The organism is Halobacterium sp. KA-6 (genome assembly GCF_021029015.1).
Lineage (GTDB): Archaea > Halobacteriota > Halobacteria > Halobacteriales > Halobacteriaceae > Halobacterium.
Genome location: NZ_JAJJZH010000006.1, coordinates 97,164 through 122,126, shown reverse-complemented (window position 1 = coordinate 122,126; position 24,963 = coordinate 97,164). Strand labels below are relative to the sequence as shown.

The 24,963-nt window shown below is 67.4% G+C and carries 27 protein-coding genes and 1 pseudogene; 20 read left to right on the top strand and 8 right to left on the bottom strand.

Annotation, left to right across the window (positions count from 1 at the left end):
• Positions 1-67: 67 nt before the first annotated feature.
• The 4 genes from LPA46_RS13000 to LPA46_RS12985 all read left to right on the top strand — a co-directional run bounded on the left by LPA46_RS13000 (position 68) and on the right by LPA46_RS12985 (position 6,237).
• Positions 68-1,612, top strand: coding sequence for an acyl-CoA carboxylase subunit beta (locus LPA46_RS13000; RefSeq protein ID WP_442908254.1), 1,545 nt, complete (start codon positions 68-70; stop codon positions 1,610-1,612).
• Positions 1,612-1,869 carry an acc operon protein gene (locus LPA46_RS12995; protein ID WP_230892842.1) on the top strand — a complete coding sequence of 86 codons (258 nt, stop codon included), beginning with the start codon at positions 1,612-1,614 and terminating at the stop codon, positions 1,867-1,869. Before LPA46_RS13000 ends, LPA46_RS12995 begins: the two co-directional genes overlap by 1 nt.
• A gap of 112 nt (positions 1,870-1,981) precedes the next feature.
• On the top strand, positions 1,982-3,811 hold the full coding sequence (locus LPA46_RS12990) for an acetyl-CoA carboxylase biotin carboxylase subunit (RefSeq protein ID WP_230892841.1): 1,830 nt from the start codon (positions 1,982-1,984) through the stop codon (positions 3,809-3,811).
• A gap of 344 nt (positions 3,812-4,155) precedes the next feature.
• On the top strand, positions 4,156-6,237 hold the full coding sequence (locus LPA46_RS12985) for a hypothetical protein (RefSeq protein WP_230892840.1): 2,082 nt from the start codon (positions 4,156-4,158) through the stop codon (positions 6,235-6,237).
• Here LPA46_RS12985 and LPA46_RS18860 read toward each other — a convergent pair.
• Entirely contained in the window at positions 6,234-6,368 is a 135-nt protein-coding gene (locus tag LPA46_RS18860) for a DUF7503 family protein (protein WP_269073682.1), read from the bottom strand. The two genes, LPA46_RS12985 and LPA46_RS18860, sit on opposite strands and share 4 nt — an antisense overlap.
• 200 nt (positions 6,369-6,568) lie before the next feature.
• Between LPA46_RS18860 and LPA46_RS12980 the strand changes: the two genes are divergently transcribed.
• Positions 6,569-7,519, top strand: a complete 951-nt coding sequence (locus LPA46_RS12980) for a biotin--[acetyl-CoA-carboxylase] ligase (protein WP_230892839.1) — start codon at positions 6,569-6,571, stop codon at positions 7,517-7,519.
• Here the strand turns inward: LPA46_RS12980 and LPA46_RS12975 are convergent.
• From LPA46_RS12975 to LPA46_RS12965, 3 genes are all read right to left on the bottom strand, one after another.
• Complete coding sequence (locus tag LPA46_RS12975; RefSeq protein ID WP_230892838.1) at positions 7,516-7,962, bottom strand: universal stress protein; 447 nt, start codon at positions 7,960-7,962, stop codon at positions 7,516-7,518. The genes LPA46_RS12980 and LPA46_RS12975 overlap by 4 nt on opposite strands.
• A 58-nt stretch (positions 7,963-8,020) precedes the next feature.
• Positions 8,021-9,052, bottom strand: coding sequence for an amidohydrolase family protein (locus LPA46_RS12970; protein ID WP_230892837.1), 1,032 nt, complete (start codon positions 9,050-9,052; stop codon positions 8,021-8,023).
• A gap of 175 nt (positions 9,053-9,227) precedes the next feature.
• Positions 9,228-10,454, bottom strand: coding sequence for an HD domain-containing protein (locus LPA46_RS12965; RefSeq protein ID WP_230892836.1), 1,227 nt, complete (start codon positions 10,452-10,454; stop codon positions 9,228-9,230).
• Positions 10,455-10,577: 123 nt separating this feature from the next.
• Between LPA46_RS12965 and LPA46_RS12960 the strand changes: the two genes are divergently transcribed.
• From LPA46_RS12960 to LPA46_RS12910, 11 genes are all read left to right on the top strand, one after another.
• The gene (locus tag LPA46_RS12960) at positions 10,578-11,348 is read left to right on the top strand and encodes a DUF7537 family lipoprotein (protein ID WP_230892835.1); all 771 of its coding nucleotides are present in this window, start codon (positions 10,578-10,580) and stop codon (positions 11,346-11,348) included.
• A 74-nt stretch (positions 11,349-11,422) separates the two neighbouring features.
• Positions 11,423-12,430, top strand: a complete 1,008-nt coding sequence (gene cofD / locus LPA46_RS12955; RefSeq protein WP_230892834.1) for a 2-phospho-L-lactate transferase — start codon at positions 11,423-11,425, stop codon at positions 12,428-12,430.
• Complete coding sequence (locus tag LPA46_RS12950) at positions 12,430-13,161, top strand: tRNA-dihydrouridine synthase (RefSeq protein WP_230892833.1); 732 nt, start codon at positions 12,430-12,432, stop codon at positions 13,159-13,161. Before cofD ends, LPA46_RS12950 begins: the two co-directional genes overlap by 1 nt.
• On the top strand, positions 13,158-13,994 hold the full coding sequence (locus LPA46_RS12945; RefSeq protein WP_230892832.1) for a triphosphoribosyl-dephospho-CoA synthase: 837 nt from the start codon (positions 13,158-13,160) through the stop codon (positions 13,992-13,994). The genes LPA46_RS12950 and LPA46_RS12945 overlap by 4 nt, the downstream gene beginning before the upstream one ends.
• Positions 13,987-14,565 carry a DUF447 domain-containing protein gene (locus LPA46_RS12940; RefSeq protein ID WP_230892831.1) on the top strand — a complete coding sequence of 193 codons (579 nt, stop codon included), beginning with the start codon at positions 13,987-13,989 and terminating at the stop codon, positions 14,563-14,565. Before LPA46_RS12945 ends, LPA46_RS12940 begins: the two co-directional genes overlap by 8 nt.
• 73 nt (positions 14,566-14,638) lie before the next feature.
• On the top strand, positions 14,639-14,908 hold the full coding sequence (locus tag LPA46_RS12935; protein ID WP_230892830.1) for a type II toxin-antitoxin system HicB family antitoxin: 270 nt from the start codon (positions 14,639-14,641) through the stop codon (positions 14,906-14,908).
• A gap of 1 nt (position 14,909) precedes the next feature.
• On the top strand, positions 14,910-15,161 hold the full coding sequence (locus tag LPA46_RS12930) for a type II toxin-antitoxin system HicA family toxin (RefSeq protein ID WP_230892829.1): 252 nt from the start codon (positions 14,910-14,912) through the stop codon (positions 15,159-15,161).
• A gap of 79 nt (positions 15,162-15,240) precedes the next feature.
• The gene (locus LPA46_RS12925; protein ID WP_230892828.1) at positions 15,241-16,224 is read left to right on the top strand and encodes a deoxyhypusine synthase; all 984 of its coding nucleotides are present in this window, start codon (positions 15,241-15,243) and stop codon (positions 16,222-16,224) included.
• Between the two features lie 309 nt (positions 16,225-16,533).
• A complete protein-coding gene (locus LPA46_RS12920; protein ID WP_059057270.1) occupies positions 16,534-16,713 on the top strand; it encodes a 30S ribosomal protein S17e in 180 nt (59 codons plus the stop codon).
• A gap of 82 nt (positions 16,714-16,795) precedes the next feature.
• Complete coding sequence (gene asd, locus LPA46_RS12915) at positions 16,796-17,827, top strand: aspartate-semialdehyde dehydrogenase (RefSeq protein WP_230892827.1); 1,032 nt, start codon at positions 16,796-16,798, stop codon at positions 17,825-17,827.
• A gap of 45 nt (positions 17,828-17,872) precedes the next feature.
• Positions 17,873-18,697 carry a hypothetical protein gene (locus tag LPA46_RS12910; protein ID WP_230892826.1) on the top strand — a complete coding sequence of 275 codons (825 nt, stop codon included), beginning with the start codon at positions 17,873-17,875 and terminating at the stop codon, positions 18,695-18,697.
• Here LPA46_RS12910 and LPA46_RS12905 read toward each other — a convergent pair.
• On the bottom strand, positions 18,694-19,641 hold the full coding sequence (locus LPA46_RS12905) for a D-2-hydroxyacid dehydrogenase (RefSeq protein ID WP_230892825.1): 948 nt from the start codon (positions 19,639-19,641) through the stop codon (positions 18,694-18,696). The genes LPA46_RS12910 and LPA46_RS12905 overlap by 4 nt on opposite strands.
• A 101-nt stretch (positions 19,642-19,742) precedes the next feature.
• Here LPA46_RS12905 and LPA46_RS12900 point away from each other — a divergent pair, with 101 nt between their 5' ends.
• Together LPA46_RS12900 and LPA46_RS12895 are read left to right on the top strand one after the other, a co-directional pair.
• On the top strand, positions 19,743-19,970 hold the full coding sequence (locus LPA46_RS12900) for a hypothetical protein (RefSeq protein WP_230892824.1): 228 nt from the start codon (positions 19,743-19,745) through the stop codon (positions 19,968-19,970).
• 468 nt (positions 19,971-20,438) lie between these two features.
• Positions 20,439-20,735 carry a hypothetical protein gene (locus LPA46_RS12895; RefSeq protein WP_230892823.1) on the top strand — a complete coding sequence of 99 codons (297 nt, stop codon included), beginning with the start codon at positions 20,439-20,441 and terminating at the stop codon, positions 20,733-20,735.
• 99 nt (positions 20,736-20,834) lie between these two features.
• On the opposite strand, the pseudogene LPA46_RS12890 reads toward LPA46_RS12895, so the two are convergent.
• Positions 20,835-21,986, bottom strand: a pseudogene (locus LPA46_RS12890) (trehalase family glycosidase).
• 1 nt (position 21,987) lies between these two features.
• Positions 21,988-22,902, bottom strand: coding sequence for a hypothetical protein (locus LPA46_RS12885; protein WP_230892822.1), 915 nt, complete (start codon positions 22,900-22,902; stop codon positions 21,988-21,990).
• Between the two features lie 145 nt (positions 22,903-23,047).
• Here LPA46_RS12885 and hisD point away from each other — a divergent pair, with 145 nt between their 5' ends.
• Positions 23,048-24,328 (top strand): histidinol dehydrogenase, encoded by a 1,281-nt coding sequence (gene hisD, locus LPA46_RS12880; RefSeq protein WP_230892821.1) that lies wholly within the window; start codon positions 23,048-23,050, stop codon positions 24,326-24,328.
• A gap of 64 nt (positions 24,329-24,392) precedes the next feature.
• Positions 24,393-24,758: a HesB/IscA family protein gene (locus tag LPA46_RS12875; RefSeq protein ID WP_230889092.1), complete on the top strand. Its 366-nt coding sequence runs from the start codon at positions 24,393-24,395 to the stop codon at positions 24,756-24,758.
• Here the strand turns inward: LPA46_RS12875 and LPA46_RS12870 are convergent.
• Positions 24,755-24,955, bottom strand: a complete 201-nt coding sequence (locus LPA46_RS12870) for a dodecin (protein ID WP_230892820.1) — start codon at positions 24,953-24,955, stop codon at positions 24,755-24,757. The genes LPA46_RS12875 and LPA46_RS12870 overlap by 4 nt on opposite strands.
• Positions 24,956-24,963: the final 8 nt, after the last annotated feature.

Here is a 24,963-nt window from a genome sequence, read left to right as displayed (position 1 = left end):
TGCGGGTTGCGGTCGTCTCGGAATCCTTTTGCCGCCGGTGGGGAAACGAAGGCACAATCAGATGACGATGGAAGAGCGCATCGAGGAACTGCGCGAGAAGACCGAACGCGCACTCCTCGGCGGCGGCGAGGACCGAATCGAGTCCCAACACGACAAGGGGAAGATGACCGCCCGGGAGCGCATCGACTACTTCCTCGACGACGACACGTTCAACGAGTTCGACCAGCTGCGCACCCACCGCAGCCACAACTTCGGCATGGAGGAGAAACAGCTCCCCGGGGACGGCGTGGTCACGGGCTACGGCGAGGTGAACGGCCGCACCGTCTTCGTGTTCGCCCACGACTTCACCGTCTTCGGCGGCAGCCTCGGCGAGGTGTTCGCCGAGAAAGTGACGAAGGTCATGGACAAGGCCGTGGAGGTCGGCGCGCCCGTCATCGGGCTCAACGACTCCGCCGGCGCCCGCATCCAGGAGGGCGTCGACGCCCTCGGCGGGTTCGCGGAAATCTTCACGCGAAACGAGAAAGCCAGTGGTGTCGTCCCCCAGATTTCGGCCATTATGGGGCCGTGCGCGGGCGGCGCGGTCTACAGTCCCGCGATTACGGACTTCATCTTCATGGTGAAAGACACCAGCCACATGTTCATCACCGGCCCCGACGTCATCGAGACGGTCACCGGCGAACAGGTCGGCTTCGAGGAACTCGGCGGCGCGACCACCCACTCCTCGGAGTCCGGCGTCGCGCACTTCGCCTGCGACAGCGAGGAGGAAGCCCTCGACAACATCAAGCGCCTACTCTCCTATCTCCCCCAGAACAACGTCGAGGACCCACCACGCGTCGAACCCTACGACGACCCCGAGCGCCGCGACGGCGCCCTCGAAACCATCGTCCCCGACGAGCCCCGCAAGCCCTACGACATGACCGACGTGGTGGGCAGCGTCGTCGACGAGAACTCCTTCTTCGAGGTGCAGGAGAACTACGCGAAGAACATGGTCGTCGGGTTCGCGCGCCTCGACGGCCGCTCGGTAGGCGTGGTCGCTAACCAGCCCCGCGTGAGCGCGGGCACCCTCGACATCCAGGCCTCCGAGAAGGCCAGCCGGTTCGTCCGATTCTGCGACTCGTTCAACATCCCCATCGTCACGTTCGTCGACGTCCCCGGGTTCATGCCGGGCACCGACCAGGAGCACAACGGCATCATCCGCCACGGCGCGAAACTCCTCTACGCGTACTCAGAGGCCAGCGTCCCCCTCTTGACGGTGATCACGCGGAAGGCCTACGGCGGCGCCTACGACGTAATGGCGTCCAAGCACCTCGGCGCGGACGTCAACTACGCGTGGCCGACCGCCGAAATCGCGGTGATGGGGCCGAAGGGCGCGGTGAACGTCCTCTACCGGGAGGAGCTCGACGACGCGGAGAATCCGGACGAGCTCCGCGACCAGCTCATCGACGAGTACCGCGAGGAGTTCGCCAACCCGTACACGGCCGCGGACCGCGGCTACCTCGACGCCGTCATCGAACCCACTGAGACGCGCCCGCGCCTGATTCAGGACTTGGAGATGCTGGCGAGCAAGCGCGAGGAGTCGCCCGACAAGAAACACGGCAACATCCCGCTGTAATGGCCGCTGACTACGACATCTCCGTCCCCGACGACGCGACCGAGGCGGAGGCCGCCGCCATCGCGGCCGCTGTGAGCGCGCACCTCGCGCGCCTCGAAGCCGAATCCGCGGCCGCCGAAGACGGCGAGGAGTCGTGGGACGGCGAGAAGTGGACGTTCGCGGGCCGCCTCGAAGCCGTCGACGGGCACGCCGACCGCGTGCCCGACGGCGCGCCGACGGACCCGTGGACGGCAGCGGGCCGCAGCGACCGGTTCTGAGGCAAGGTTCTCGTTCTCCGAGTGCGACCGTCTGTCAACCGGACCGCGGCGTGCGGTGGACAGTTCGGAACCGAAGGTATCAGTAGGGCGTCCGCAGAACGGTTTCCCAAGAATGTTCGAGAAGGTTCTCGTCGCGAACCGCGGCGAAATCGCCGTCCGCGTGATGCGGGCGTGCGAGGAACTCGGTATCGAGACGGTCGCCGTCTACAGCGACGCCGACAAGCACTCGGGTCACGTCCGGTACGCGGACGAAGCCTACAACGTCGGCCCCGCTCGCGCGGCGGACTCGTACCTCGACCACGAGGCCATCATCGACGCCGCCCAGCAGGCCGACGCGGACGCCATCCACCCCGGCTACGGCTTCCTCGCGGAGAACGCCGACTTCGCCGGGAAAGTCGAGGACACCGACGGCGTGACGTGGGTCGGCCCGTCGGCCGACTCGATGGAACAACTCGGCGAGAAGACGAAGGCCCGACAGACGATGCGCGCAGCCGACGTTCCCATCGTTCCCGGTACGACCGAGCCTGCCGAGTCCGCCGAGGAGGTCGAGGCGTTCGGTGACGAGCACGGCTATCCCGTTGCCATCAAGGCGGAGGGCGGCGGCGGCGGCCGTGGCATGAAAATCGTCCACAGCGCCGACGAGGCCGACGAGCAGTTCGAGTCCGCGAAGCGCGAGGGTGAGGCGTACTTCGACAACGACAACGTCTATCTCGAACGCTACCTGCAGAACCCGCGCCACATCGAGGTACAAATCGTCGCCGACGAGCAGGGCAACGTCCGCCACCTCGGGGAACGGGACTGCTCGCTGCAGCGCCGCCACCAGAAGGTCATCGAGGAGGGCCCCAGCCCCGCGCTCACCGACGACCTCCGCGAGGAAATCGGGGAGGCCGCGCGCCGCGGCGCGGACGCTGCGGGCTACACGAACGCAGGGACGTTCGAGTTCCTCGTCGAGGACGACCCCGACCGGGAGGTGGGCGAACTGCTCGACGCCGACGCGGGCTTCTACTTCCTCGAAGTCAACACCCGGATTCAGGTCGAACACACCGTCACGGAAGCGTTGACGGGCATCGACATCGTGAAGTACCAGCTCCGGGTCGCGGCCGGCGAGGAGCTGGACTTCGCGCAGTCCGACGTCGAACTGGACGGGCACGCCGTCGAGTACCGTATCAACGCCGAGAACGCCGCCGACGACTTCGCGCCCGCGACCGGCGGGAGCCTGGAGACGTACGACCCGCCGGGCGGCATCGGCGTGCGCGTCGACGACGCGCTCCGACAGGGAGACGAGCTGGTCACCGACTACGACTCGATGGTCGCAAAACTCATCGTGCACGGCAGCGACCGGGAGGAGACCATCGCGCGTTCGCAGCGCGCGCTCGCCGAATACGACATCGAGGGCATCCCGACCATCGTGCCGTTCCACCGGCTGATGCTCACCGACGACGCGTTCGTCGGCGGCACGCACACGACGAAGTACCTCGACGAGCACCTCGACCCCGAGCGCATCGACGAGGCCCAGGAGAAGTGGGGCACGGAGCCAGTGGGGGCCGAGAGCGAGGAGGACGTCGTCGAGCGCGACTTCACCGTCGAGGTCAACGGCAAGCGCTTCGAGGTCGAACTCGAGGAGCGCGGCGCAGCCCAACTCGCCGTCGGCGGGGCCGAGAGCGGTGCCGGCGGACCGCCAGAGCCAGCCGGTGGCGACGAGGAGTCCGAGACGGTCGTCGAGGGCGGCGGCGAGACCGTCGAGTCCGAGATGCAGGGGACGATTCTCTCGGTAGACGTCGAGGAGGGCGACGAGGTCGAACCCGGCGACGTGCTGGTGGTGCTGGAAGCGATGAAGATGGAGAACGACGTGGTGGCCTCCCACGGCGGCACCGTCACGCAGGTGGCCGTCGAGGAGGGCGACAGCGTCGACATGGGCGACGTGCTCGTCGTCATCGACTGACTACCGACGCCCGAATTTTTATTACTTGTTCTATCCCTCTGTGACATAATGCCGAGGGTGGCGGCGTCGTCGTGCGACGAGCCGTGGACGCTCGTTGATTTGTCAGCAGCCTATCGTTGGCGAAGCCCCCGAGCCACGGTACCGTTCGTCGCGGCGGCGACGATTCGCGCCACCGGTCAGACTAACCGTCGCGCCTGCGACTGTCCGGTACTGCGACGCGATACTAGTGCCATGGCAGACGACACCCCCAGCCGCGAACCGATTCGGTCGGCGTCTCGGACCGCGCGCTCGTGTAGCGAGCGCGCGACCGGGTCACTTCGGCTGTGCTCCGAGCAGGTGCAGCGATGAGACCAGAGTTCGAGCAGTTGATCGACCCGGACGGCCTCCTCGTGCGCGACCCCATCGAGAACGCGCAGTTCGAGCTGTACACCGACCGGGTGGTCGACCCCGTCGAGACGGACACCGACCAGTTCGTCCTCCCGGTGGACAACGCCGTCACCGTCACGGCCGGGAAACTGAAGATTCCGCGCCTGGTGAACGTATTTCTGTGGGACGACACAGGGACGATGGTCGGAGAGTCCGCCAACCAGCAGGTCGCGACCTACGACGAAAACTGGTACTCGCTGGACATCGACATCGGGCCGATGAAACTGCAGGCCGTCGTCGACAGCGCCGTCACCGTGCGTCGCGCCGAGAACACGACCTTCGTGCGCTTCGAGGGTAGCGAGGATGTCGCGCTCGGTGCGCGTTCGCTCCACGAGTCCCCTGCTGGCACGATTACCATCGGCGACGACGTCGAGGACGCGATGCGTGCGGTCGCGCTCAGCGGCTCCGCGCTCAAGACCACGTCGCCGGAACGGTCGTTCCCGTCGCTGCGCGGCCACCCACCGCTCGTCGAGCGCGGCGAGGCGTTCGACGCGCCAGACGCCTTCGAGCGCCCCGAAACCAACATCACCATCGAGATTCCACGCGACTACGGCGACCTCTTTCGCGTGAGTTCACTGGCGTACTACCTCGGTGCGGACGTCGTCCCCGGTAACGAACGCGTGCTCGACGTCGGTGATGAGCGTTACGTCCTCGACACAGCGCGCGGCTTCGAGGCGGAAGTCTCGACACTGCTCAAGCACGTATTCTTCCTCGACTGCGTCACCCGAACGGAGGGATTCTATCCGGTGAACCTCTACGAGCGCAACGTCGTCGAGGACGCTCTCACGTTCGACCTGGCAGCAACCTACGACGCGTCGCCGGCGGAACGCCTCCGCGCCTACCTCGACGTCCCCTACGAGGTCACGGAACCTCACCTCCCGCAGTGGAAGCTCACCGCGGACATCGAACCCGACCCGGACCACGTCGAGGCGATTCCGTTCGTCGCGAACGAACTCGCGACGGTCCGCATCCCCGAGGACGACGAGGAGCCGGACGTCCACGACGAACCCGAGGCGCTGACGGAGTTCTACCGCACGAACGGCGCGACTGTCCGGAGTACCTCTAGGGAGGAATCGGTGGCCGACTGGTCGAACGTCGTCAAGCCCGACGAGACGGACGCCATCGAGCACGCGTGGATTGCGGAGGGGTTCCCGCTCGGTGCGAGCAAGACGCGGGTGGAGTCGTACCTCCGTCGACTGGACCGGCCCGCCCGCGAGCAGAACTCCATCAGTATCGACATCGTCTGCAACGAGGACGAGATGAGCGAGGAAGACATCGTCGAGGAGTTCTACGGGACGCGGGACATCTTCGAGTTCGACATCACGGTTCACTACAAGCTGACGTGCGACGAACTCGCGGACGTCCTGCGGAAAGACACTGACTTCCTGCACTACATCGGCCACGTCGACAAGGGGGGCTTCCAGTGCGCGGACGGAATGTTCGACGCGCGCACGCTCGACGAGGTGAACGTCGACGCGTTCCTGTTGAACGCGTGTAAGTCGTACGAGCAAGGTGACGCACTCGTCGAGCGCGGGAGCTACGGCGGCATCGTCACCCTCGCGAACATCAGTAACGACCCTGCGGTTAGAATCGGCCGTGCGCTCGCTCGTCTGCTGAACAACGGCTTCTCGCTGCAGGCTGGGCTGTCGGTGGCCCGGAACGTGACGCTGTTCGGTAATCAGTACATCACTATCGGAGACGGGACGCTGCAACTCGTACAAAGTAGGAACGGTACGCCACATCTAGTAGAAGTCGATACGGCCGCCGACCGATTCGAACTCACACTGTACGGCTATCCGACATCCCGTACTTCCATCGGTTCGCTGGTGACGCCGCACATCGGAGAGAACACGACGCGCTATCTCAACTCGGGAAAAGTTGACACGTTCTGTGTTCGAGAAGCCGGTCTTCGTGACTTCTTTAGTCGAGGTGTCGCCCCTGTGCTCTGGGACGGAGAACTCGTCTGGAGCGACCAGTTACTGGAAGGTCGACTGAGTTAAGGGCCGGAGTTCGAAGCTGAGAGGCTCGCCGCCGCGGCGCCCGTGCTCGACAGGAACACCATCAGGCTGAACAGCACGCCGATCATTCGCGGGTTGTTCTCGAGGAACTGCGTGAACTTGCTGTCGGTCATCGTCTACCTACACCATTCCGCGGTGATATATTCAATCTATTTGAAGATAACAGAGATAAAAAATCCCTAAATTACTCGCAGAAAAGCCGCTCACGGTCGCCAAGAACTGCGAGCGAGTCGTTTTCGCAAGGACAGCCGGTCTCTTCAGTCTTTCCCGCGAATGGCGGGACTTTTGCTGGCGTAGCAGGAACATCGGCGCGATGAACGAGACGCGCCGCGCGGTTCTGGACGCGCTCGCGGGCGGTCCAATCGCGGGACCCGCGCTCGCCGACGACCTCGGCATCTCGCGGACCGCGGTCTGGAAGCACGTCGAAGCGCTCCGCGAAGCCGGCTTCGAGGTCGAGAGCGCGCCCGAGGGGTACACGCTCGCGGGCGTCCCCGAGTACGGCGCGGAAGCCGTCGAATTCGGGCTAGACGCGCCGTTCGACGTCGAGTACCACGACGCGCTCCCGAGCACGAACGACCGCGCCCGGGAACTCGCCGCATCGGGTACCAGCGACGTCGTGGTGCTCGCGGACCGGCAGACCGGCGGGCGCGGTCGGCGCGGCCGCGAGTGGTCGTCGCCCCCGGGCGGCGTCTGGATGAGCCTCGTGCTCCGGCCGGACGTACCGCCCGCGCGCGTCCCGCTGGTGACGCTCGCAGCCGCAGTCTCTGTCACTGACGCCGCTCGCGAGGCCGGCGTGGACGCGGCTATCAAGTGGCCCAACGACTGCATCGTGCCCCGCGACGGAACCGAGCGGGGTGGCGACAAGCTCGCTGGCGTGCTCACGGAGATGGAGGGCGAGGCCAGCCGCGTCTCGTGGGTGGTCGTCGGCGTCGGCGTGAACGTCAACGTCGACCCCGAGGAACTAGGACCAGATGCGACGAGCGTGCGCGCCGAAGCAGGCGACGTGGAGCGTCGCGTGTTCGTCCAGCGTGTCCTCGAACGGTTCCACGAAGTCCGCGACGACCCCGACGCGGTCCTCGACGCGTGGCGGGACCGCGCCGCGACGCTCGGGCAGCGCGTGCGTGTCGAAACCGCGAATGGCGACGTCGTCGGCGACGCCGTGGACGTGACCGAACACGGCGCGCTCGTCGTCGAAACTGCGGACGGCAGAACAGTCGTCCACGCCGGGGACTGCCAGCACCTCCGGCCCGCGGACGGCGGTTAGTCCTCGCTGTCGACGCGCACCGTCAACACCGGCACCGACGACGACCGGACGACCTTCTCCGTGACGCTCCCGAGTAGCAGTCGGTCGATGCCGCCACGGCCGTGCGTCCCCATCACGACGAGGTCGCAGTCCTCGTCCTCGGCGTACCGGACGATTTCCCGACTGGGGTTGCCGTCGACGAGCGCGCGCTCGACCGGGACGCCGCGGTCCGTGGCGATACCCTCGACTTCGTCGAGCGCGGCGAGTCCCTCTTCGTTCATCATCGCGGCGACGCTCTCCCACGAGGACTCCATCGGGAGTCCGGAGAAGCTCGCGGAGTTGACGACGTACAACGCGTGGATGGTCGCGTCGTGTTCGGCGGCGAGGTCGATGGCGTGCTCGACCGCCTCCCGTGTCTCCTCGCTGCCGTCGGTCGGGACGAGGATGCGCTCGTAGCGGCCCATGTGTGTTATCGATTGTCGGGGAGTGGCTTAACTTTCGGGGCGGATTCCCGACTTGCGGCTACTCCGCCAGCGAGTCGGGTGTGACGACGCGCTTCACGTCGCTGGCGCCGGCGCGGCGCACGACCGCCCGCACCGGGTCGCGGACGCCGGTGAGGTTGTCCGAATCGCCGTCGAGCACGAGTAATCGGGCTTCGCGGCCGGCTTCGAGGACGCCGTGGTTCTCCCCGATTGCTTCGGCGCCCGCGCGGGTCGCCATCCGCAGCACGTCGGGGGCGGAGACGTCGAAGAGCTTCGACGCGAACGCCATCTCGCGGAACATCGACGGGCTGTTCGTCATCACGTTGTCCGTACCGAGCGCGACCGTCGTGCGGTCGAGCAGGTCGCTGACGGGCGGCAGGCCGACGTCCGTCACGAGATTCGAGCGCGGGCACACCGCGACCGGAATCTGGTTGTCCTCCACGCGGTCGAGGTGCAGCGCCTCGGCGTGCACCATGTGCACGAGTAGGTCCGGGTCGAGGTCGATGGCGGGGTTGATATCCCGCGAGTCCACCTCGCCGGCGTGGATGGCGAACGGCTTCCCGGCGTCCCGGGCAGCGTTGCGCTCGCGCCCGAACTCGCCGTCCGCCGCGCCGCTCGCGCCGAACCCGTCCGCGACGTCGAGGACTTCAGGGGTTTCCCGGCCGAAGACGAACGGGTCGACGCCAGTCCCTTCGGCGGCCTCGCGGAGCGCGTGCACGCCCTCGACGCCACCCTCCCGGAATTCGAGCGTGCGCGTCGTGCCCGTCTGGTGCATGAATTGGAGGCTGCGGCGCATTCCCTCGACGAGTTCCTCGCGGCTCGCCTCGCGGAGCAACTGGTGTTTCAGGCCGTCCGGCGGCGCGACGAGCTCTTCGAGCGTGAGCCCGCGCCCCGCCTCCTTCGCGATGGAGTCGCCGAGGTGCGTGTGCGCGTTCACGAACGCCGGCAACACGATGTCCTCGGAGTCCGTCAACTCCTCGTCCAGTCGGACGACTTCGCCGTCCTCGACGACGAGCGTGCCCTCTACGGGCTCGTAGTCCTCGCCCCAGAGGACGGTACCGGAGAGTTCCATACCGGGAGGTACACCTCTGGTACCGTGAAGGTTACTCGACGCGGCGGGTCGGGCACGCTGCTCACGGGTCGCTACGCTCACGGTTTACTGCGTTCACCGTTCGTCATTCCGTGCTCTCCCTGTGTCGAGCACGCGCTCCCCGCTCGCGTTAACGTGGCTCGCTTCGCTCGCCACGCTACTCGAACTCTGCCAGCGACGCGTACCGCCCGGGCGTGTTCACGTCGCTGATGAGCGCGCCGTCGGTTTCGAGGCCGAGCACGCGCTCGGCGGCCTGCCCGACGGCTTCGACGTGCGATTCGGGGGCGTAGACGCCGAGGCGCCACTGTTCGCGCTGGGCCACCTGGAGCGCGCGGACGAGCGTAGACTGTTCGTCCAGCCGGCGGACTTCGCCGCCGACGAGCACGCCTGTCGTGGATTCGCGCATCGACGGCCTCCCGGGCACGTCGAGGACGACGGCGTCAGGGTCGACGTTGGCGTCCGCCGCGACCTGTTCCTCGAAGTTGCGGACTTCGTCGTGGTCGGCGTCGAGGAGGGCGTCGCTGACGTCGCCCATCTCCGCCCAGACGGCGCGCTTGTAGAGGTCGCGCTCGGTGAGCCGGCGGCCGAATTTTTGGCTCTGCTCGTGGCTGCGCAGCGCGACGGAGAGTTCGTGGTCGTCCATGCGCCGGAGCTGTTCGGCGTCGATTTCCGCGGTGTCGAGGAGGGCTTCGGTACCCCGGCGAAGCATCGACTTGCTGATGCGGGCGACGTGGTGGCTGTAGACGGTCGGGTTCATCAGCGCACGCGCCAACAGCAGGGATTCGGCGGTCTGGACGTTGCCCTCGTCGAGGACGAGGTCGCCGTCGATGAACGTCAATTCACGGACGAGGCGGCCGTGGTCGATAGTGCCGTAGGGGACGCCGGTGTGGTGGGCGTCTCGCACGAGGTAGTCCATCCGGTCGACGTCCAATTCACCAGCGACCAACTGGGCGAGTTCGCCGTCGCCGCGAATCAGTGCCGCGACCTCTTCGGGGTCGATGCCGTGGTCGTCGAGGACGGCAGCGACGCGTCCCTCGGTGACGAGTTCGTCGACGTCGTCGTGTTCTTTCCCGGTGCGGCGGGCGACGACGCCCTCGATGTTGTGGCTGTACGGGCTGTGGCCGACGTCGTGGAGGATGGCGGCGGCGCGCACGCGGTCCGCGCGCTGGCCGGCGATGTCGAGGTGGTTGAGCGCGCGGTCGGCGAGGTGGAAGACGCCAAGCGAGTGCTCGAAGCGCGTGTGGTTCGCGGAGGGATAGACGAGCGCGACGGTGCCCAACTGCTTGATGCGGCGGAGCCGCTGGACCGGCGGCGTGTCGAGGAGGTCCGCGGCGACGCCCCCGACCTCGATGTGGTCGTGGACGCTGTCCTTGATGGTCGTCATTAGGCGGGGGTTCGGCGTTCTCGCCTAAAAACCCGTGGCCCGGCCGTCTGCGGGCTGACTGTCGCGTCCGCTACTGTGGCCGCGTTCGGAGGGGTTTTCCGCTCGCCCGCCGAATCCGGTGGCATGCGAAAACAGATTGCGGCTGTCGCCGTCGCAGCCCTCCTCGTGTTCGCCGGCTGTAGCGCCGGCGGGAACGGCGGCGCGACGACCGCGCCCGAGACGACAGCAGCCGGCGGCGACCCGGTGTACGACTCGCCGCTGGACGCCCAGACGGTCGCACAGGCCCACGAGTCGGTCGTCCGCGACGCCGGCTCATTCACGCTCGTCTCGACGTCGAACCAGACGCAGGGCAACCAGTCGTTCGGCGTCGAGTCCTCGACCGCGGTCGACCTCGCCACCGGCGCGTACTTCTCCCGACAGGAAGCCAGCGGGCAGACCATCGAGCAGTACGGCTTCGGGAACGGCACGGCGTACCAGCGCGTCTCGATGGCGTCCGGCCAGACCCAGTACACGGTCCCCCAGCAGAGCCCGAACACGTCCCAGTTGGCCGGTAGCCAACTCGCCTCGTTCGTCGGGGCGTTCTCGTTCTCCCACACGGGTACTGAGTCCATCGACGGCACCGAGACGTACGTCTACGAGGCCAGCGGCGTCGAGGACCTCAACCAGTCCGCGCCCGGCTTCTCCAGCCTCGACACGGAGAACGTCACGAGCATGGGCGCGCAGGTCTACGTCACCGACGACGGCCTCGTGAAGCAGTTCGGCTACTCGCTGACGGTGTCCACGAACAACGGTGAGGCCAGCGTCGCCACCGAGCAGCAGTACGTCGACGTCGGCTCGACGACCGTCTCCGAGCCCGCGTGGCTCGACGAGGCGCGCGCGAACACCTCCGCCTGATTCGCTCCGGTCTCCTTCTGCGCTCGTACGCCAGTGACGCAAGGGTTTACCGGACTGCGCCCCGACGACGAGCCATGACGACGTTCCTCGCCGGGGGGACGGGCACCCCCAAACTCCTCGCGGGCGGCCGCGAGGTCTTCGACCCCGCCGAACTCACGGTCGTCGCCAACACCGGCGACGACGTGGAAATTGGCGGCCTGCTCGTCTGCCCCGACGTCGACACCGTGCTCTTTGAGGGCGGCGACGTACTGGACCGCGAGACGTGGTGGGGCATCGAAGGCGACGACGCGACGACCCACGACTACCTCACTGACCTCTCGCGGAACGCCGGCATCGAACCGGGCCCGCGCTACCTCCCCGACGACCGGCAGACCTCGGGCCGCGACATCGCGCGATGGCGGCGCTTTTCGGCAGCCTCGGAGTTCATGTTCATCGGCGACCGCGATCGCGCAGTCCACGTCCTCCGCACCAGCCTCCTCGACGAAGGCAGCTCACTCACGGAGGTCACGCGGACGCTCGCGGACGCGTTCGACCTCACGGCCGACGTCGTGCCGATGAGCGACGACCCCGTCGCGACCATCGTCCACACGCCCGACCGCGAACTGCACTTCCAGGCGTTCTGGGTCGCTGAGAACGGCGAGCCCGCCGTCGAGGACGTGGAGTTCCGGAGCGCGGCGGACGCCGCACCCGCGGACGCTGCCCTCGACGCGCTCCGCGACGGCCCCGTGATTATCGGCCCCTCGAATCCCGTCACGAGCATCGGCCCGATGCTCGCCCTCGACGGCGTACGTGAGGCGATCCACGAGTCCACAGTGGTCGCCGTCTCGCCGTTCGTCGAGGACGAGGTGTTCTCGGGACCCGCGGCGAAACTGATGGACGCAGTCGGCTACGACCCATCGACGGCCGGCGTCGCGGACGCCTACCCGTTCGCGGACGCGTTCGTGCTCGACGACACCGACGGTACGAGCCTCGACCGGACGGTCGTGCGCACCGACACCGAGATGAACGACGACGCGGACGCCGAGCGCGTCGCACGTGCGTGCCAGCGGGCCGTCGAGCGCGCGAGCGGGGAGGTGGCCTGATGTTCGCGCCGCGCGTCGCGCTCGCGAGCCTCAGCGGCGAGTCCGACGCCGAGTGGGCGGAAGCCTGCGCGCGCCCCGCGGGCGCAGCCTTCCTCGGCGGCATCGCCGTCGACGAACCGACCCGCGACGCCGCCCGTGCGATGGTTGAACGCGACCGCGAGGAGTTCCTCCCCGTGGACCCAATCGCGTTCGTCGACGACCAGCTCGCCGAACTCGACGACACGTTCCTGCGCGCGGGCATGAACGTTCGCGCGGTCGAACTCGACCCGCTACGGGAGGCCGCGGCCGTCTGCGCGGACCACGACGCGATACTCGAAGTGAACGCGCACTGTCGGCAGGACGAGATGTGCGACGTCGGCGCTGGCGAGGCGCTGCTGGGGGACACCGACCGGCTCTGCGAGCAGGTCGAAACGGCCAGCGACGCGGGAGCGGCGGTCTCCGTGAAAGTCCGCGCGGAAGTCGACGGCATCCACTTGCCGACGCTCGCGAAAGCCATCGAGCGCGCGGGTGCCGACGCGATTCACGTGGACGCGATGGACTCGCGGCGCGTCGTCCGCGACGTCGCCGAAGCCACGGACTGCTTCGTCGTCGCGAACAACGGTGTGCGGGACCGAGAGGACGTTTTCGAGTACCTCGCGTACGGCGCGGACGCGGTCAGCGTCGGGCGGTCGAGCCGCGACCCCGAAAAAGTCGAGTCGGTGTACGCCGCGGTCAAGGAGTGGTTCCTGTGACGCCAGCCGAGCACGCCGAACTCGCGTTGCTCGTGGAGGTCGCGGGCACGCCGAAACCCGGGAACGTCGACCGCGAGCGCGACCTCGCGGACCTCCACTTCGAGCAGTTCCTCGCCGGCGCGGTCGGCGCGCGCGACGGTCTCGAAGCCGCCGAGGACGGCCCGGTCGGTGACGCCTTCGAGACGGCCGTCGCAGGGATGGCCGACGGCAGCGGGACGAACACGCAGTTCGGCTGCCTGCTGTTGTTGACGCCACTCGTGCGCGCCGCTTCTCGTGGTGACCTCTCGCCCGAAGGTGTCACCGAGGTCGTCGAGGACACGACCGTCGCAGACGCCGAGGCGTTCTACCGCGCGTTCGAGCACGCCGAAGTCGCAGTCCCCGACCCGCCCGAGGGAATCGACGCGCTGGACGCACGCCGCGGCGCGGCCGCGATTCCCGCGCTCCGCGAGCGTGACCTCACGCTCGAGGGCGTGATGGAACTCAGCACCGACCACGACGCGAACGCCCGCGAGTGGCTACAGGGGTTCCCGCGCGTGTTCCGTGCGGCCGCCCGCATCGAGGCGGAGCGTGGACCGCTTACCGACCGCGCTGCCTCGGCGTTCCTCACGCTGCTCGCCGAGGAACCCGACACGCTCGTCGTCACGGAGCAGGGCGAGGGCGTCGCCCGCGAGGTCCAGGAGCGCGCGCTCTCCCTGCAACGCGCCGACACCGAGGAAGTCCAGGAGTTCGCCGACGACCTCGTGGAGCGCGGCATCAACCCCGGAACGACCGCGGACCTCACCGCCGCCGCGATGTTCGTCGCGCTCGAACGCGGGGTGTCCGTCCATGGCTGAGTGGCCGGTCGCGCTGCGCGGGACGACGGAGACGGTCGTGACGACGCGCGGGCCCAACGACCTGTGGAACGTCGCCGCACTAGGAATCCGAGCGCCCGAGGACGGAGGTGCGGCGACGGCGACGACGTGGGGGAACACACGCACGCGCCGCAACTTCCACCGCGAGGGTGGCGGCTACGTCCAGTTCGTTTCCGACCCCGTCGTGTTCGTGGACGCTGCGCTCTCGATTCGTGAGGAGCACGAGCGCGTGCTCGACGCCGCGGACGCGTGGGCGGAGGTCGAGGTCGAACACGTCGGCACAGACGATGACGACGGCACGCGGCGCGAGAACTGGGAACTCCGCCCCGTCGAGAGTGAGGTCGTCCGGGCATCGCCGGCCACGATAAACCGCGGGTTCAACGCGGTCGTGGAGGCGACGGTCGCGGCGTCGCGCCTGGACGTGCCCGCTTACGACACCGAGACGCTGCGCGAGCGCCTGCGGTTCTTCGCGGACGTCGCGCGCAAGTGCGGCGGCGAGCGCGAACGCGAGGCCATCCAGCGAGTGCGCGAGTGCGTCGACGGCGAGTGGTAGCTACCGGTGGAACTGCGTAGCGCACCGTCTCCCCGCCGAATCCTTATACGGTTGGTCGGCCAACCTTGTCGTGATGGCGAGTTCCACGCGGAACGGCGAGACCCACGAGGACGAAATTCGCCTCTGGCGCGAGGACGGCTGGTGGGTCGCCGAGGACGTCGAAACCGGCGTCACGACGCAGGGCGAGACTCGGGAGGACGCGCTGGCGAACCTCGACGACGCCGTCTCGCTCCACGAGGGCGACGTCGGTCGGGAACCCACTCCCGAGGAACTCCGAGAACTCGGCGTCGACCCCGCTGACAACGAAACCGGCGACGACGAACCGCCGGACGTACTCGACTGAGATGGGGCGTCGAACGTTCTCCGGTGCTGAAGTCGTGCGCGTTCTCGTCAACCACGGCGGCTTCGAGTGGCGTCGAACGACCGGCGACCACGCACAACTGTACTACGAGCATCCGACGAACGACGACGACCAGCGACAGGTAACCGTCCCGCTGCACGACGAACTTCGAACGGGGACGCTCCGCGGCATCGCGGAGAGCGCGGGCGCACGTAATTTCGACGCGTTCTGTGAGTGGGTCGACCGCAACGCGTAGTTTGGGTCAAAGACCACCACGTTCGTGGACTTCGTCGCATGTCGGGACGTTCAAATTCGCGCGGCCACTAGCCGGTGGCATGACCGACGAGACACGCGACAACGTCCTCCCGGGCTCGGACGGCGAGCTGGAAACCGAGGACGTCCGCGGCTACGACTTCCGCGGTGATTTCGACTTCTTCGAGATGCTGGACGCGTACGCGACCACGGGCTTCCAGGCGACGCACCTCGCGGAGGGCGTCGACATCGTGCGCGACATGCAGGACGACGACGCCACCGTCTACCTGACGTTCACGTCGAACATCATCTCCTCCGGGCTCCGGGAGGCCGTCGCGCACCTCGTCCGCGAGGGGCACGTCGACGTTATCATCACCACCTCCGGCTCCCTGACGGAGGACGTTATCAAGACCGCGAAGCCGTTCAAGATGGGCGAGTGGGACGCCGACGAGGCCGCGCTCCGCGAGGAAGGCATCAACCGCCTCGGCAACATCTTCGTGCCCTCGGACCGCTACGTCTGGCTCGAGGAGTACCTCTACGACTTCTTCGAGGACTTCTTCGCCGAGGAGAAGGTGCGCACGCCCACCGAGTTCGCGAAGGAACTCGGCGAGACTCTCGACGACGAGGACTCCGTCCTCAAGAACGCCGCCGACCAGGACGTCCCCGTGTTCTGTCCGGCGCTCACGGACGCCGAAATCGGGAACTTCCTCTACTACTACCGGCAGGGCTACGACTCCGACGTCGGCATCGAAATCGTCGACGACTACGACTCCCTCATCGAGGAGGGCCTGCTCGCGGACACCACGGGCCTCATCGCTGTCGGCGACGGCGTCCCGAAACACCACGCCATCATGACGAACCTCTTCCGCGGCGGCGCCGAGTACGCGGTCTACATCTCCACCGGCATGGAGGGCGACGGCTCGCTGTCGGGCGCACCGCCGGAGGAAGCCGTCTCCTGGGGGAAAATCAAGGACGAGACCGAGACCAACTACACCCAAATCGAAGCCGAAGCGACGCTCGTCTTCCCGCTGCTCGTCGCCGGCGCGTTCGAGCGCGACTCGGAGTAGCGCGACGCATCTCTCGCTGTCGTTTCTATTGTCTCCTCGAAAGCCCCGCGTTCGCTCAGTCCTCCCGTAGCCGGTTGGACAGCCGGTAGCGGGCGGATTGAAAGGGGCCGTGCTGCCGACGAACCCGGACGACGCAAGCACCGCAGGGAGCGAAGCGACTGAGGAGCACAGCGAGTGCCGGGAGTCGGCAGCACGGGGGCTTTCGAGGTGTCGAAGACGGTAACGTCCCTCACTCAGGCTTCACCTCCAGAAGCCGAGTCGTGCTCGTGAAACGAATCCTTTTAACGCACGGCGAATGAACCTGACCGTATGGCCATCAAGCCCGACTACGTCAAGAAGACGGGGAACATCCTCATGGAGCGATACCCCGACGCGTTCAGCCGCGAAGACTTCGAGCACAACAAGGAAGCCGTCACCGAGCTCACGAACGTCGAGTCGAAGCCGGTCCGCAACCGCATCGCGGGCTACATCACGCACAAGCGCGAGTAGTTTTCCTGCGGCGTGCGCCGGGGAACGTGCCGAATTTTCCACGACCCGAAGGGGTTTCACTACCCGGTTCTGAGAGTGGGGTATGACATCTGTCGGCGTACTCGGTGCGACTGGCGCGGTCGGCCAGCGATTCATTCAGTTGCTGGACGGCCACCCGGAGTTCGAACTCTCAGTACTCACCGCGAGCCCGGAGAGCGCAGGGAAACGATATCGCGAAGCAGCGAAGTGGCGTCTCGACACGCCGATTCCCGAGGACGTGGCGGACGTCGAGGTCCACGACACCGACCCCGAAGAGATTCCCGACGACACCGACCTCCTGTTCTCAGCACTGCCCTCCAGCGTCGGCGAGCGTGTCGAACCCGCGCTCTGCGAGGCCGGGTTCGTCGTCTCCTCGAACTCCAGTAACGACCGGGCGGCCGACGACGTGCCACTCGTAATTCCCGAAGTGAACGCCGACCACCTCGACCTCATCGACGTCCAGCGCGACGAGCGCGGGTGGGACGGCGCGCTCGTGAAGAACCCGAACTGTTCGACGATTACGATGGTGCCGACGCTCGCCGCGCTGCGCCAGTTCGGCCTCGAACGCGTCCACGTCTCGACGCTACAGGCAGTGTCGGGTGCGGGCTACTCGGGCGTGACATCGATGGAAATCATCGACAACGCGGTCCCGCACATCGGCGGCGAGGAAGCGAAGATGGAGACCGAGTCCCGCAAACTCCTTGGCGAATTCACGGACACCGACGTCTCCTGGCACGACGCCAGCGTCTCCGCGTCCTGCAACCGCATCCCGACGCTCGACGGCCACCTAGAGAACGTCTTCGTAGAAACCCGCGACGAGCCGACGCCCGCGGAAGTCGCCGACGCGTTCGAGAACGCGCCGACGCTGGACCTGCCGAGCGCGCCCGACCAGCTCGTGCACGTCTTCGAGGAGCCCGACCGCCCGCAGCCGCGCCTCGACCGCATGCTCGGCGGCGGGATGGCGGTCGCGGCCGGCGGCATCCAGGAGACCGACACGGGCATCCAGTACAACTGCCTCGCGCACAACACCATCCGTGGCGCTGCGGGCGCCAGCCTCCTCAACGGCGAACTGCTCGCCAGCGAAGGCTGGGTCTGAGACGCCACCTCTCGTTTTAACTCTCCCTCGCGCGAACCCTCGTCCGTGACTCGCGTCGAGTGGAGGTACACCGCGGAGACGAGCCAACTACTGCGCGCGCTCTCGCTCGCCGCGTTCGGTGCTATCGGCGGGCTGTTCGTGCTCGTGGCCGCGCTCGCGGTGTTCGTCGTCGGAAATTCTCTGCTCGCGGGCGAGTTCGCCATCCTCGCGCTGGTGTTGGCATTCGGCCTGCTCGGCGCGCGCCGGCTGGCGACCCACACCGCGCTCGCACGCAGCGAGAACGGTGGCCTCCCCGACTTTTTCTCGGCACGCGAACTCGTCGCCGCGAGCGTCGCGTGGGCCGCGTTCCTCGGCACGCTCCTCGCGCTTGACGTCCCGTCGCAGGTCGTCTACGCCTGCATCCTCGTCGCCGTCTTCGTCTGTCTCCCCGTCGCCGCGGCACTCCGGAGCGAAGGCTACGTGGACACAGCCGAGGGCGTCTTCGAAGCGAACGACCGCGAGGTGTCGCTGGCAGCCGTCGACAGCGTCCGCCAGTACGACCTCGGGCCGGTCTCGGTGCTGCGCGTTCGCTATCACGACGGCGCTGCGGGCGCGTCCACTCCGCGACTGCTCGGCGTTTCGCCCGAGCGCGCCAGTCGGGTCCGAGACGTCCTCGAATCGAGCGACGAGAGCCCACCCGAAAGCGACAGGAATCCGGCGATAACGAGAGCACTGTACGCGTTCGGCGTGGGGTCGTTCACGCTCGCCGCGGCGTTCGCGTACTTCGCGCTCACCGAAGCCGGGGACGCGGCGATTATCGGCGGCTACGTCGCGGTGTTCGCGGGATTCTTCGGCGCGATGTTCGTCTGGCTGGGCTACGTCGAGGGTTAGGCGACGCGGTTCTGGAACTCCTCGTCTGCGTCGAGGCGCGGAACGTTCGTCGCGAGGATGTCCGCGAGCCGCTCCCAGTACTGAGGGGTCTGACCGGCCGTGTGGGGCGTCACGACGACGTTTTCGAGCGTCCACAGCGGATGGTCCTCGGGGAGCGGCTCGGGGTCGGTGACGTCGAGCGCGGCGCCACGGATGTGCTCCTGGCGTAGCGCGGAGACGAGGTCGTCCGTGTCGACGACGCCGCCGCGCGCGACGTTCACGAGCACGCTCTCCGGGGGCAGCGTGTCCAGTGCTTCCCTGTCGACGAGGTTCCGCGTGGTATCCGAGAGCGGGCACGCCAACACGAGGTAGTCAGTACGCGCGAACGCCTCGTGGAGCGCCTCGTCGTCGAAGCCGATGACTTCGTCCGTGGGGCCACCCTTCTCGGGCGTGTACCGCACGCCGATGGTGTCCACGTCGAACCCCTGGAGGCGCTGGACGATACCCTGCCCGATGGCACCGAGGCCGACGACGGTCACCGTCGAATCCTTCAACTCGTACGCCTGGTAGTGGCGGAACTCGCGGTTCTGCTGGCGCCGCCACCCTTCGTGGAGGCTGCGCGCGAACGTCAAGACGTACCCGAGCACTTGCTCGGCGGCACTCGGCGCGTGCACGCCTGCGGCGTTCGTCACCGCGATGTCCCGAGACTTGAATGCGTCGAGCGGCAGGTGCTCGTAGCCGGCGTACGCGCCAGCGAACAGCTCCAATTCCTCGGCTTGCGCGAGCAGGTCCTCGTCGATGTCGCCGCCCGTCACCACACGGGCGTCCGCGACGAGTTCGCGCTCGTCGGCCGGCGTCCGCGCGAGCGCGATGTCCTGCTCGGGGAGGCGGTCGCGCAGCGCGGCGGCGTACTCCGACATCGGGGTGCCGTGGGCACCCGTCCGCAGTACTGTGATGTCTGGCATCGACTCGCTCGTCGGCGGCGACCACCCTAAGCGTTGTGCGACGGGGACCCTACTCGCCGCTTTACGAAGGGTTTTTGGCTCGTGTCAACTACGCGGAAGTGATGAGTGAGTCCGAGGCACTGTCGTGCGCGGCGAAACTCGCGCGCGTCGTGCTCGACAACTGCGGCCCGCTCTCCCCGGCCGAAGTGGCCGAGGAGGCACGCCTCTCGGAAGCCGACGCTGCGGACGCGCTCGGGGAACTCGACGACGCCGGCCTCGCCGAATGCGTCTGCGGGCTCTGCGAGACCAAAGAACAGGTGTACGCGCTCACCGAGACGGCAGAGGCGTAACCCTCTTTCTACGCGGCCGCCTACGACTCTGTGCGCGCCGTTTGTCCCCAGCCGAGTCTGTCCATGCGGACGCGATGACCGCTCGGAGAACCCCGGCGTGCGACACACCGGCAGCCCGACGGCTGCCCGGCTGGTGGCGTCAGACACCACGCAGCGAGCCGGCTGACGCCGGTTCAGCAATTGACGGCTTACGCCGTCTCGATGTTCGGAGTGCTCTACGAGCACTCCCGCCCGCCACGAGGGTTTCCCGGCCAACGGGGCACGCCGCCCACGGATGAGGTCGGTCGTTAGTGTCGCGGGCGTACATTTTCCGGCTGCGTAGTCACGGCGTAGACCACTCTGAACTGCTTTCAAAGGGATTCAATCAGGTTCCGGGGGGCGCGTCGCGACGCCGCGAAACTCGGGACTCGAACCCTTTTATGTTGACAGTTGAGCGACAGAATATGAACCTCCGTCTCCTCGTTCCCCGTGCTCTACGGCGGCGGTGCGGCCGCCGTCGTCGCCGCAGTCGGGTACGCGCTCGCCGCCTCGCAGTCGTTCCCCCTGGCTGCGCTGGCCTACACGTTCGGCGGCCTCACGGTCTTCGTCGTGTTCGCCGGCACCAGCAGCTTCAACGAGAACTCCGCGACGCCCGACGTCGTCGTCGACCAGGACGCCACCGTCTCTTCCCCCACCGAATCCGGGTCGACTCGGCGTGTGCTCCTAATCTGTTTCGCACTCGGCATCGCCCTCGCGGGTATGCTCGGTCTCGCGGTCTTCCGGTGACTGTCAGCAGGATGGGGTGAACGCTGCGCACTGGGACTGGACTAGACGGCAGTACGGACCACACCTGTGGCCGTTGGTTTCGTGGTGGAGCCCGCAGAGTCAGAACCGCTCTTGGAGGGCGATGTAGACGGCGTTCGTCCACGAGAACCCGTCCTGAATCTCGTAGCGTCGGTCGCTGGTCCCCACGTCGACGTTGACGACGTCGTACTTCTCCCAGAAGACGCCGGTCTCGGTGAAGACGTCCTCGCAGACGCGACACCACTTCTCCGCGATGCGGGCGGCGTCGGCTGCGTAGCCGTAGCTGTCGAGTGCGTCGACGGCCAGCCACTGGAGGGGCGGCCACCCGTTCGGGTAGTTTCACTGGCGGTCGGGTGCCCCGTAGTTCTCGTCACAGGTGACGAGGCCGCCCGCGTGCTCGAACTCGTCGAGGTGTGCGACAACGCGGTCGGCCTGCTCGTCGGAGGCGAGGCCGGTCCACAGCGGTGTGAACGTCGCGAGGCTGCGCACCGGCGACTGGCGCCCGTTCACGTAGTCGTAGTCGAAGTAGAGGCCAGTCTCGTCGTCCCAGAGGTACTCGTCGACCGCGGCGCGGCGGCGGTCGGCGCGCTCCCGCCACGCCGGCGCCTCGTCGGCGTCGCCGACGCGCTCGTGGAGGGCTGCGATCGTCGTCTCGTAGCCGTAGAGGTAGCTGTTGAGACAGACCGGGAGGAAGTCGTTGGCGCGCTGCTGGAATCGCGGCGTGAGGTCCCAACCAGACTCGTCTTCGGCGTGCTCGTGCTCGCCGGACGCGTCGTAGTACCGGCTCAGACCGGTTTCCGGGACGAGGTGCGGTCGTTCGGTCCAGTAGGACTCGTACTCGCGTTCGAGGTACGGCAGCGCGGCTGCGAGCCACGCGTCGTCGTCGAGCGCGTCGCCGACAGCGGTGACCATCGGCGCGAGGAACGGCGGCTGCGAGCGCGAGAGGTAGTACGTGCGGTTGCCGTTCGGGACGAACCCGTACTCGTCGAGCAGGAAAAAGCAGTTCTCCACCATCCCCTTCGCGAGCTCGGTACGGTCGAGTTCGAGGAGGCCGACGATGGTGAAGTACGAGTCCCAGTAGTACAGTTCCTCGAAGAAGCTCGTGTTCGGGACGACGTACGGGTTCGGTAGCCCGATAAGCGTGTCGTCGTCCTCGTGGCGGGTGAGTGTACACCGTTCGAGACTCGCTTCGGCGTACTCGCGGGGGTCGTCGGTGTCGAGGCTGGCGCCCATCTCAAGTCGTGTACTCCTCGATGATGGACTGGATCTCGTCGACGTACCCCTCTCGGACGCGCTTGTTCGCGACCTCTTGGACGGTCGTGGCGCTGTCGTCGACGCTGGTGCCGGACGTGAGTGGCTTGTCCACGAGGTCGTACTGGGAGACGAGCGTAGCGTCCTCGCGGGATTCGAGGACATCGATCATCGTTTCGAGGCTGTGGCGGCGATCCGAGCGGTCGGCGAAGTCCGGACACCGGGTAATCCAGTTGGTTTCGTCGTCGACGGTGTACGCCGCCCACGCGTCGGCCTCGAAGAACCGCGTCTCCTCGTGGTACTCGATGCCGGAGACATCGTCGTCGGCGTGGACGTACAGTGCGTACTCGGCGGCCTCATCGTCGATGCCGAAGATGGAGAAGAAGTCGCCCCACTCCAGCGGGAGATCGTCGAGTTTGCCGGTGACGGTCACGTCCCAAACCTGTCTGTCGTCGCGGTCGGCGTGCCACGACTCGAAGACGTCGGCGTCGACGAAGATGGGGATGGAGTTCCGGCCGATGGAGTCGTACAGGCCCATGTAGTAGACGCCCTGCATCGGGGCGAGTCGGACGACGGGGTTCCCTGAGGAGATGCTCACGAGCGCGTCGACGACCGCTGGGGCTTCGTCAGACAGCGAGTCCCGGAGTTCGAAGTGGCGACGTTTCACCTGCCGCGGGTCGCCGAACAGCATCGGCGCGAACTCCGACAGCGTCCCGTCGATAGAGACGTAACTCCCGGCTTCCAGCGAGCCCTGTCTGTGTGCCTGCCAGAACTCCTTGACGCCACCAATATCCTCGACGCCCCCGTCGGCCTCGGCGTCCCGCTTCTGGTGGAGCAGCGAGGCCGAGTCCACGCCCACCGTGAGTGTCATCAGCACCGCCGAAATCGGGTCGACCATGTCAGGTGGTGTGCAGTAGCAGTATTTAAACGTAGTCGTAGCGCCAAGATGACACCGTTTCCCGTTCGGCGGCGTCGGACACGACTACGCGGCCAGCGACTCGCGGGATAGAAACGCCTTTTCGCCGGCCGCCCCTATGGCGCGTATGGACTACGAAGCCGTTGCGGACCTCGGGCCGGACCGCCGCCGCGCGCTGTTTGAGCGCACGGCCGGCGTCGAGTCGGTTCGGTCGACGGTCCGGGACATCGTCGAGCGCGTGCGCGAGGAGGGCGACGTGGCGCTGCGCCAGTACGCCAGCGAGTTCGACGACGTGGAATTGGGGAACGTCGACGTCACGGACGAAGCCGAGCGCGCGTACGAGGAACTCGACGACGAGACCCGCGAGGCCATCGAGGCAGCAGCCGCGAACGTCCGGGAGTTCCACGAGGCGCAGGTGCCCGACGACTGGCGGCGCGAGTTCTCCGAGGGCCGCGAACTCGGACGACGATTCCGCCCAATCGAGCGCGTCGGCGTGTACGCGCCCGGCGGCACCGCGGCGTACCCCTCCTCGGTGTTGATGGGCGTGATTCCCGCGAAGGTCGCGGGCGTCGAACAGGTCGCGGTCGCAACGCCGCCCGCCGAGGAACTGAACCCGGTGACGATGGCGGCGATGCATGTCGCGGGCGCGGACCGCGTGTACGCCTCCGGTGGCGCGCAGGCCGTCGCGGCGCTGGCGTACGGGACCGAGACTGTGGACCGCGTGCAGAAGATCGTCGGCCCGGGCAACAAATTCGTCACCGCGGCGAAGGCCGAAGTCCGGGGCGACGTGGACATCGACTTCCTCGCCGGCCCCTCCGAGCTACTGGTGGTCGCCGACGAGACCGCCGACCCGGGCTACGTCGCCGCGGACGTGCTCGCGCAGGCCGAGCACGACCCCGACTCCAGCGTCGTCGTCGTGACCGACGACGAGGCGACCGCCGACGCGGTCTGCGAGGAAATCGAGACGAGAATCGAGGACCGCGAACGCACGGAGACGATTCAGGCGGCGCTCGACAACGACGCCAGCGGCGTGTTCGTCGCGCGCTCGATGAGCGAGGGAGTGCTGCTCGCTGAGGAGTACGCCGCCGAACACCTCTCGATTCAAGCGGCGAACGACGAGGAACTCCTGGACCGCATCGACTCCGCGGGCTCGGTCTTCCTTGGGCCGTACGCGCCCGTCGCGGCGGGCGACTACGCCACCGGGACGAATCACGTGCTTCCGACGAACGGGAAGGCGAAGGTCGCCGGCGGGCTCTCCGTGGACACGTTCCTCCGGTCGACGACCGTCCAGCGCCTCGACGAGGGCGCGCTCTCGGACCTCCGGGACACCGTGACGACGCTCGCGGAGGCGGAAGGCCTCGACGCGCACGCGGCCAGCGTGGACGCGCGCTTCGAGGACGACTCGTAACTGGTCGCGGCGGCCCTGTGGGGTGGCACCACGCTTATGACTGCGGCCCCCGAACGTATTCGACATGAGCGCGACCGTCGAGAACGGGGACGGAGACACGGTGGTCACCGCCACGGAGCCCGCGGCCGAGCAGGCCCGCGAGCTCATGGAGGGCGAAGACATGGACGTCTCGGAGGCCGGCCTGCGGCTGTACGTCCAGCAGGGCGGCTGCGCGGGGCTCTCCTACGGGATGCGCTTCGAACCCGAGCCGGAGCCCGAGGACCAGATTTTTGAGAGCAACGGCATCCGGCTGTTCGTCGACCAGTCCAGCCTGAACTACGTCGGTGGCAGCCAACTCGCCTTCGAGGGCGGCTTGCAGGGTGCTGGCTTCCACGTCCAGAACCCGAACGTCGAGAGTGAGTGCGGCTGCGGCGAGTCCTTCCGGACTTAGTTCTCCAACTCGAAGGCGACTTCGACTTCGACCTGGTACTGTCGGTTCTCGACGCTGGCGATTTCGACGCCCTGTTCGACGACTTCCGCCCACTTCACGTTGTCCAGGGTGTCGTCCGCGCGGTCGATTGCGTCGTCCGCGGCGGCGTCGAAGCTCTCCTCGCTGGTCCCGATGAGTCGAATCTTCTTGAATACCATCGCCCGAC

Excerpts from the sequence above, each read along its gene's own strand:
- LPA46_RS13000 (WP_442908254.1), top strand. The coding sequence starts at position 68 with ATGGAAGAGCGCATCGAGGAACTGCGCGAGAAGACCGAACGCGCACTC.
- LPA46_RS12995 (WP_230892842.1), top strand. The coding sequence starts at position 1,612 with ATGGCCGCTGACTACGACATCTCCGTCCCCGACGACGCGACCGAGGCG.
- LPA46_RS12990 (WP_230892841.1), top strand. The coding sequence starts at position 1,982 with ATGTTCGAGAAGGTTCTCGTCGCGAACCGCGGCGAAATCGCCGTCCGC.
- LPA46_RS12985 (WP_230892840.1), top strand. The coding sequence starts at position 4,156 with ATGAGACCAGAGTTCGAGCAGTTGATCGACCCGGACGGCCTCCTCGTG.
- LPA46_RS18860 (WP_269073682.1), bottom strand. The coding sequence starts at position 6,368 with ATGACCGACAGCAAGTTCACGCAGTTCCTCGAGAACAACCCGCGAATG.
- LPA46_RS12980 (WP_230892839.1), top strand. The coding sequence starts at position 6,569 with ATGAACGAGACGCGCCGCGCGGTTCTGGACGCGCTCGCGGGCGGTCCA.
- LPA46_RS12975 (WP_230892838.1), bottom strand. The coding sequence starts at position 7,962 with ATGGGCCGCTACGAGCGCATCCTCGTCCCGACCGACGGCAGCGAGGAG.
- LPA46_RS12970 (WP_230892837.1), bottom strand. The coding sequence starts at position 9,052 with ATGGAACTCTCCGGTACCGTCCTCTGGGGCGAGGACTACGAGCCCGTA.
- LPA46_RS12965 (WP_230892836.1), bottom strand. The coding sequence starts at position 10,454 with ATGACGACCATCAAGGACAGCGTCCACGACCACATCGAGGTCGGGGGC.
- LPA46_RS12960 (WP_230892835.1), top strand. The coding sequence starts at position 10,578 with ATGCGAAAACAGATTGCGGCTGTCGCCGTCGCAGCCCTCCTCGTGTTC.
- cofD (WP_230892834.1), top strand. The coding sequence starts at position 11,423 with ATGACGACGTTCCTCGCCGGGGGGACGGGCACCCCCAAACTCCTCGCG.
- LPA46_RS12950 (WP_230892833.1), top strand. The coding sequence starts at position 12,430 with ATGTTCGCGCCGCGCGTCGCGCTCGCGAGCCTCAGCGGCGAGTCCGAC.
- LPA46_RS12940 (WP_230892831.1), top strand. The coding sequence starts at position 13,987 with ATGGCTGAGTGGCCGGTCGCGCTGCGCGGGACGACGGAGACGGTCGTG.
- LPA46_RS12935 (WP_230892830.1), top strand. The coding sequence starts at position 14,639 with ATGGCGAGTTCCACGCGGAACGGCGAGACCCACGAGGACGAAATTCGC.
- LPA46_RS12930 (WP_230892829.1), top strand. The coding sequence starts at position 14,910 with ATGGGGCGTCGAACGTTCTCCGGTGCTGAAGTCGTGCGCGTTCTCGTC.
- LPA46_RS12925 (WP_230892828.1), top strand. The coding sequence starts at position 15,241 with ATGACCGACGAGACACGCGACAACGTCCTCCCGGGCTCGGACGGCGAG.
- LPA46_RS12920 (WP_059057270.1), top strand. The coding sequence starts at position 16,534 with ATGGCCATCAAGCCCGACTACGTCAAGAAGACGGGGAACATCCTCATG.
- asd (WP_230892827.1), top strand. The coding sequence starts at position 16,796 with ATGACATCTGTCGGCGTACTCGGTGCGACTGGCGCGGTCGGCCAGCGA.
- LPA46_RS12905 (WP_230892825.1), bottom strand. The coding sequence starts at position 19,641 with ATGCCAGACATCACAGTACTGCGGACGGGTGCCCACGGCACCCCGATG.
- LPA46_RS12900 (WP_230892824.1), top strand. The coding sequence starts at position 19,743 with ATGAGTGAGTCCGAGGCACTGTCGTGCGCGGCGAAACTCGCGCGCGTC.
- LPA46_RS12885 (WP_230892822.1), bottom strand. The coding sequence starts at position 22,902 with ATGGTCGACCCGATTTCGGCGGTGCTGATGACACTCACGGTGGGCGTG.
- hisD (WP_230892821.1), top strand. The coding sequence starts at position 23,048 with ATGGACTACGAAGCCGTTGCGGACCTCGGGCCGGACCGCCGCCGCGCG.
- LPA46_RS12875 (WP_230889092.1), top strand. The coding sequence starts at position 24,393 with ATGAGCGCGACCGTCGAGAACGGGGACGGAGACACGGTGGTCACCGCC.
- LPA46_RS12870 (WP_230892820.1), bottom strand. The coding sequence starts at position 24,955 with ATGGTATTCAAGAAGATTCGACTCATCGGGACCAGCGAGGAGAGCTTC.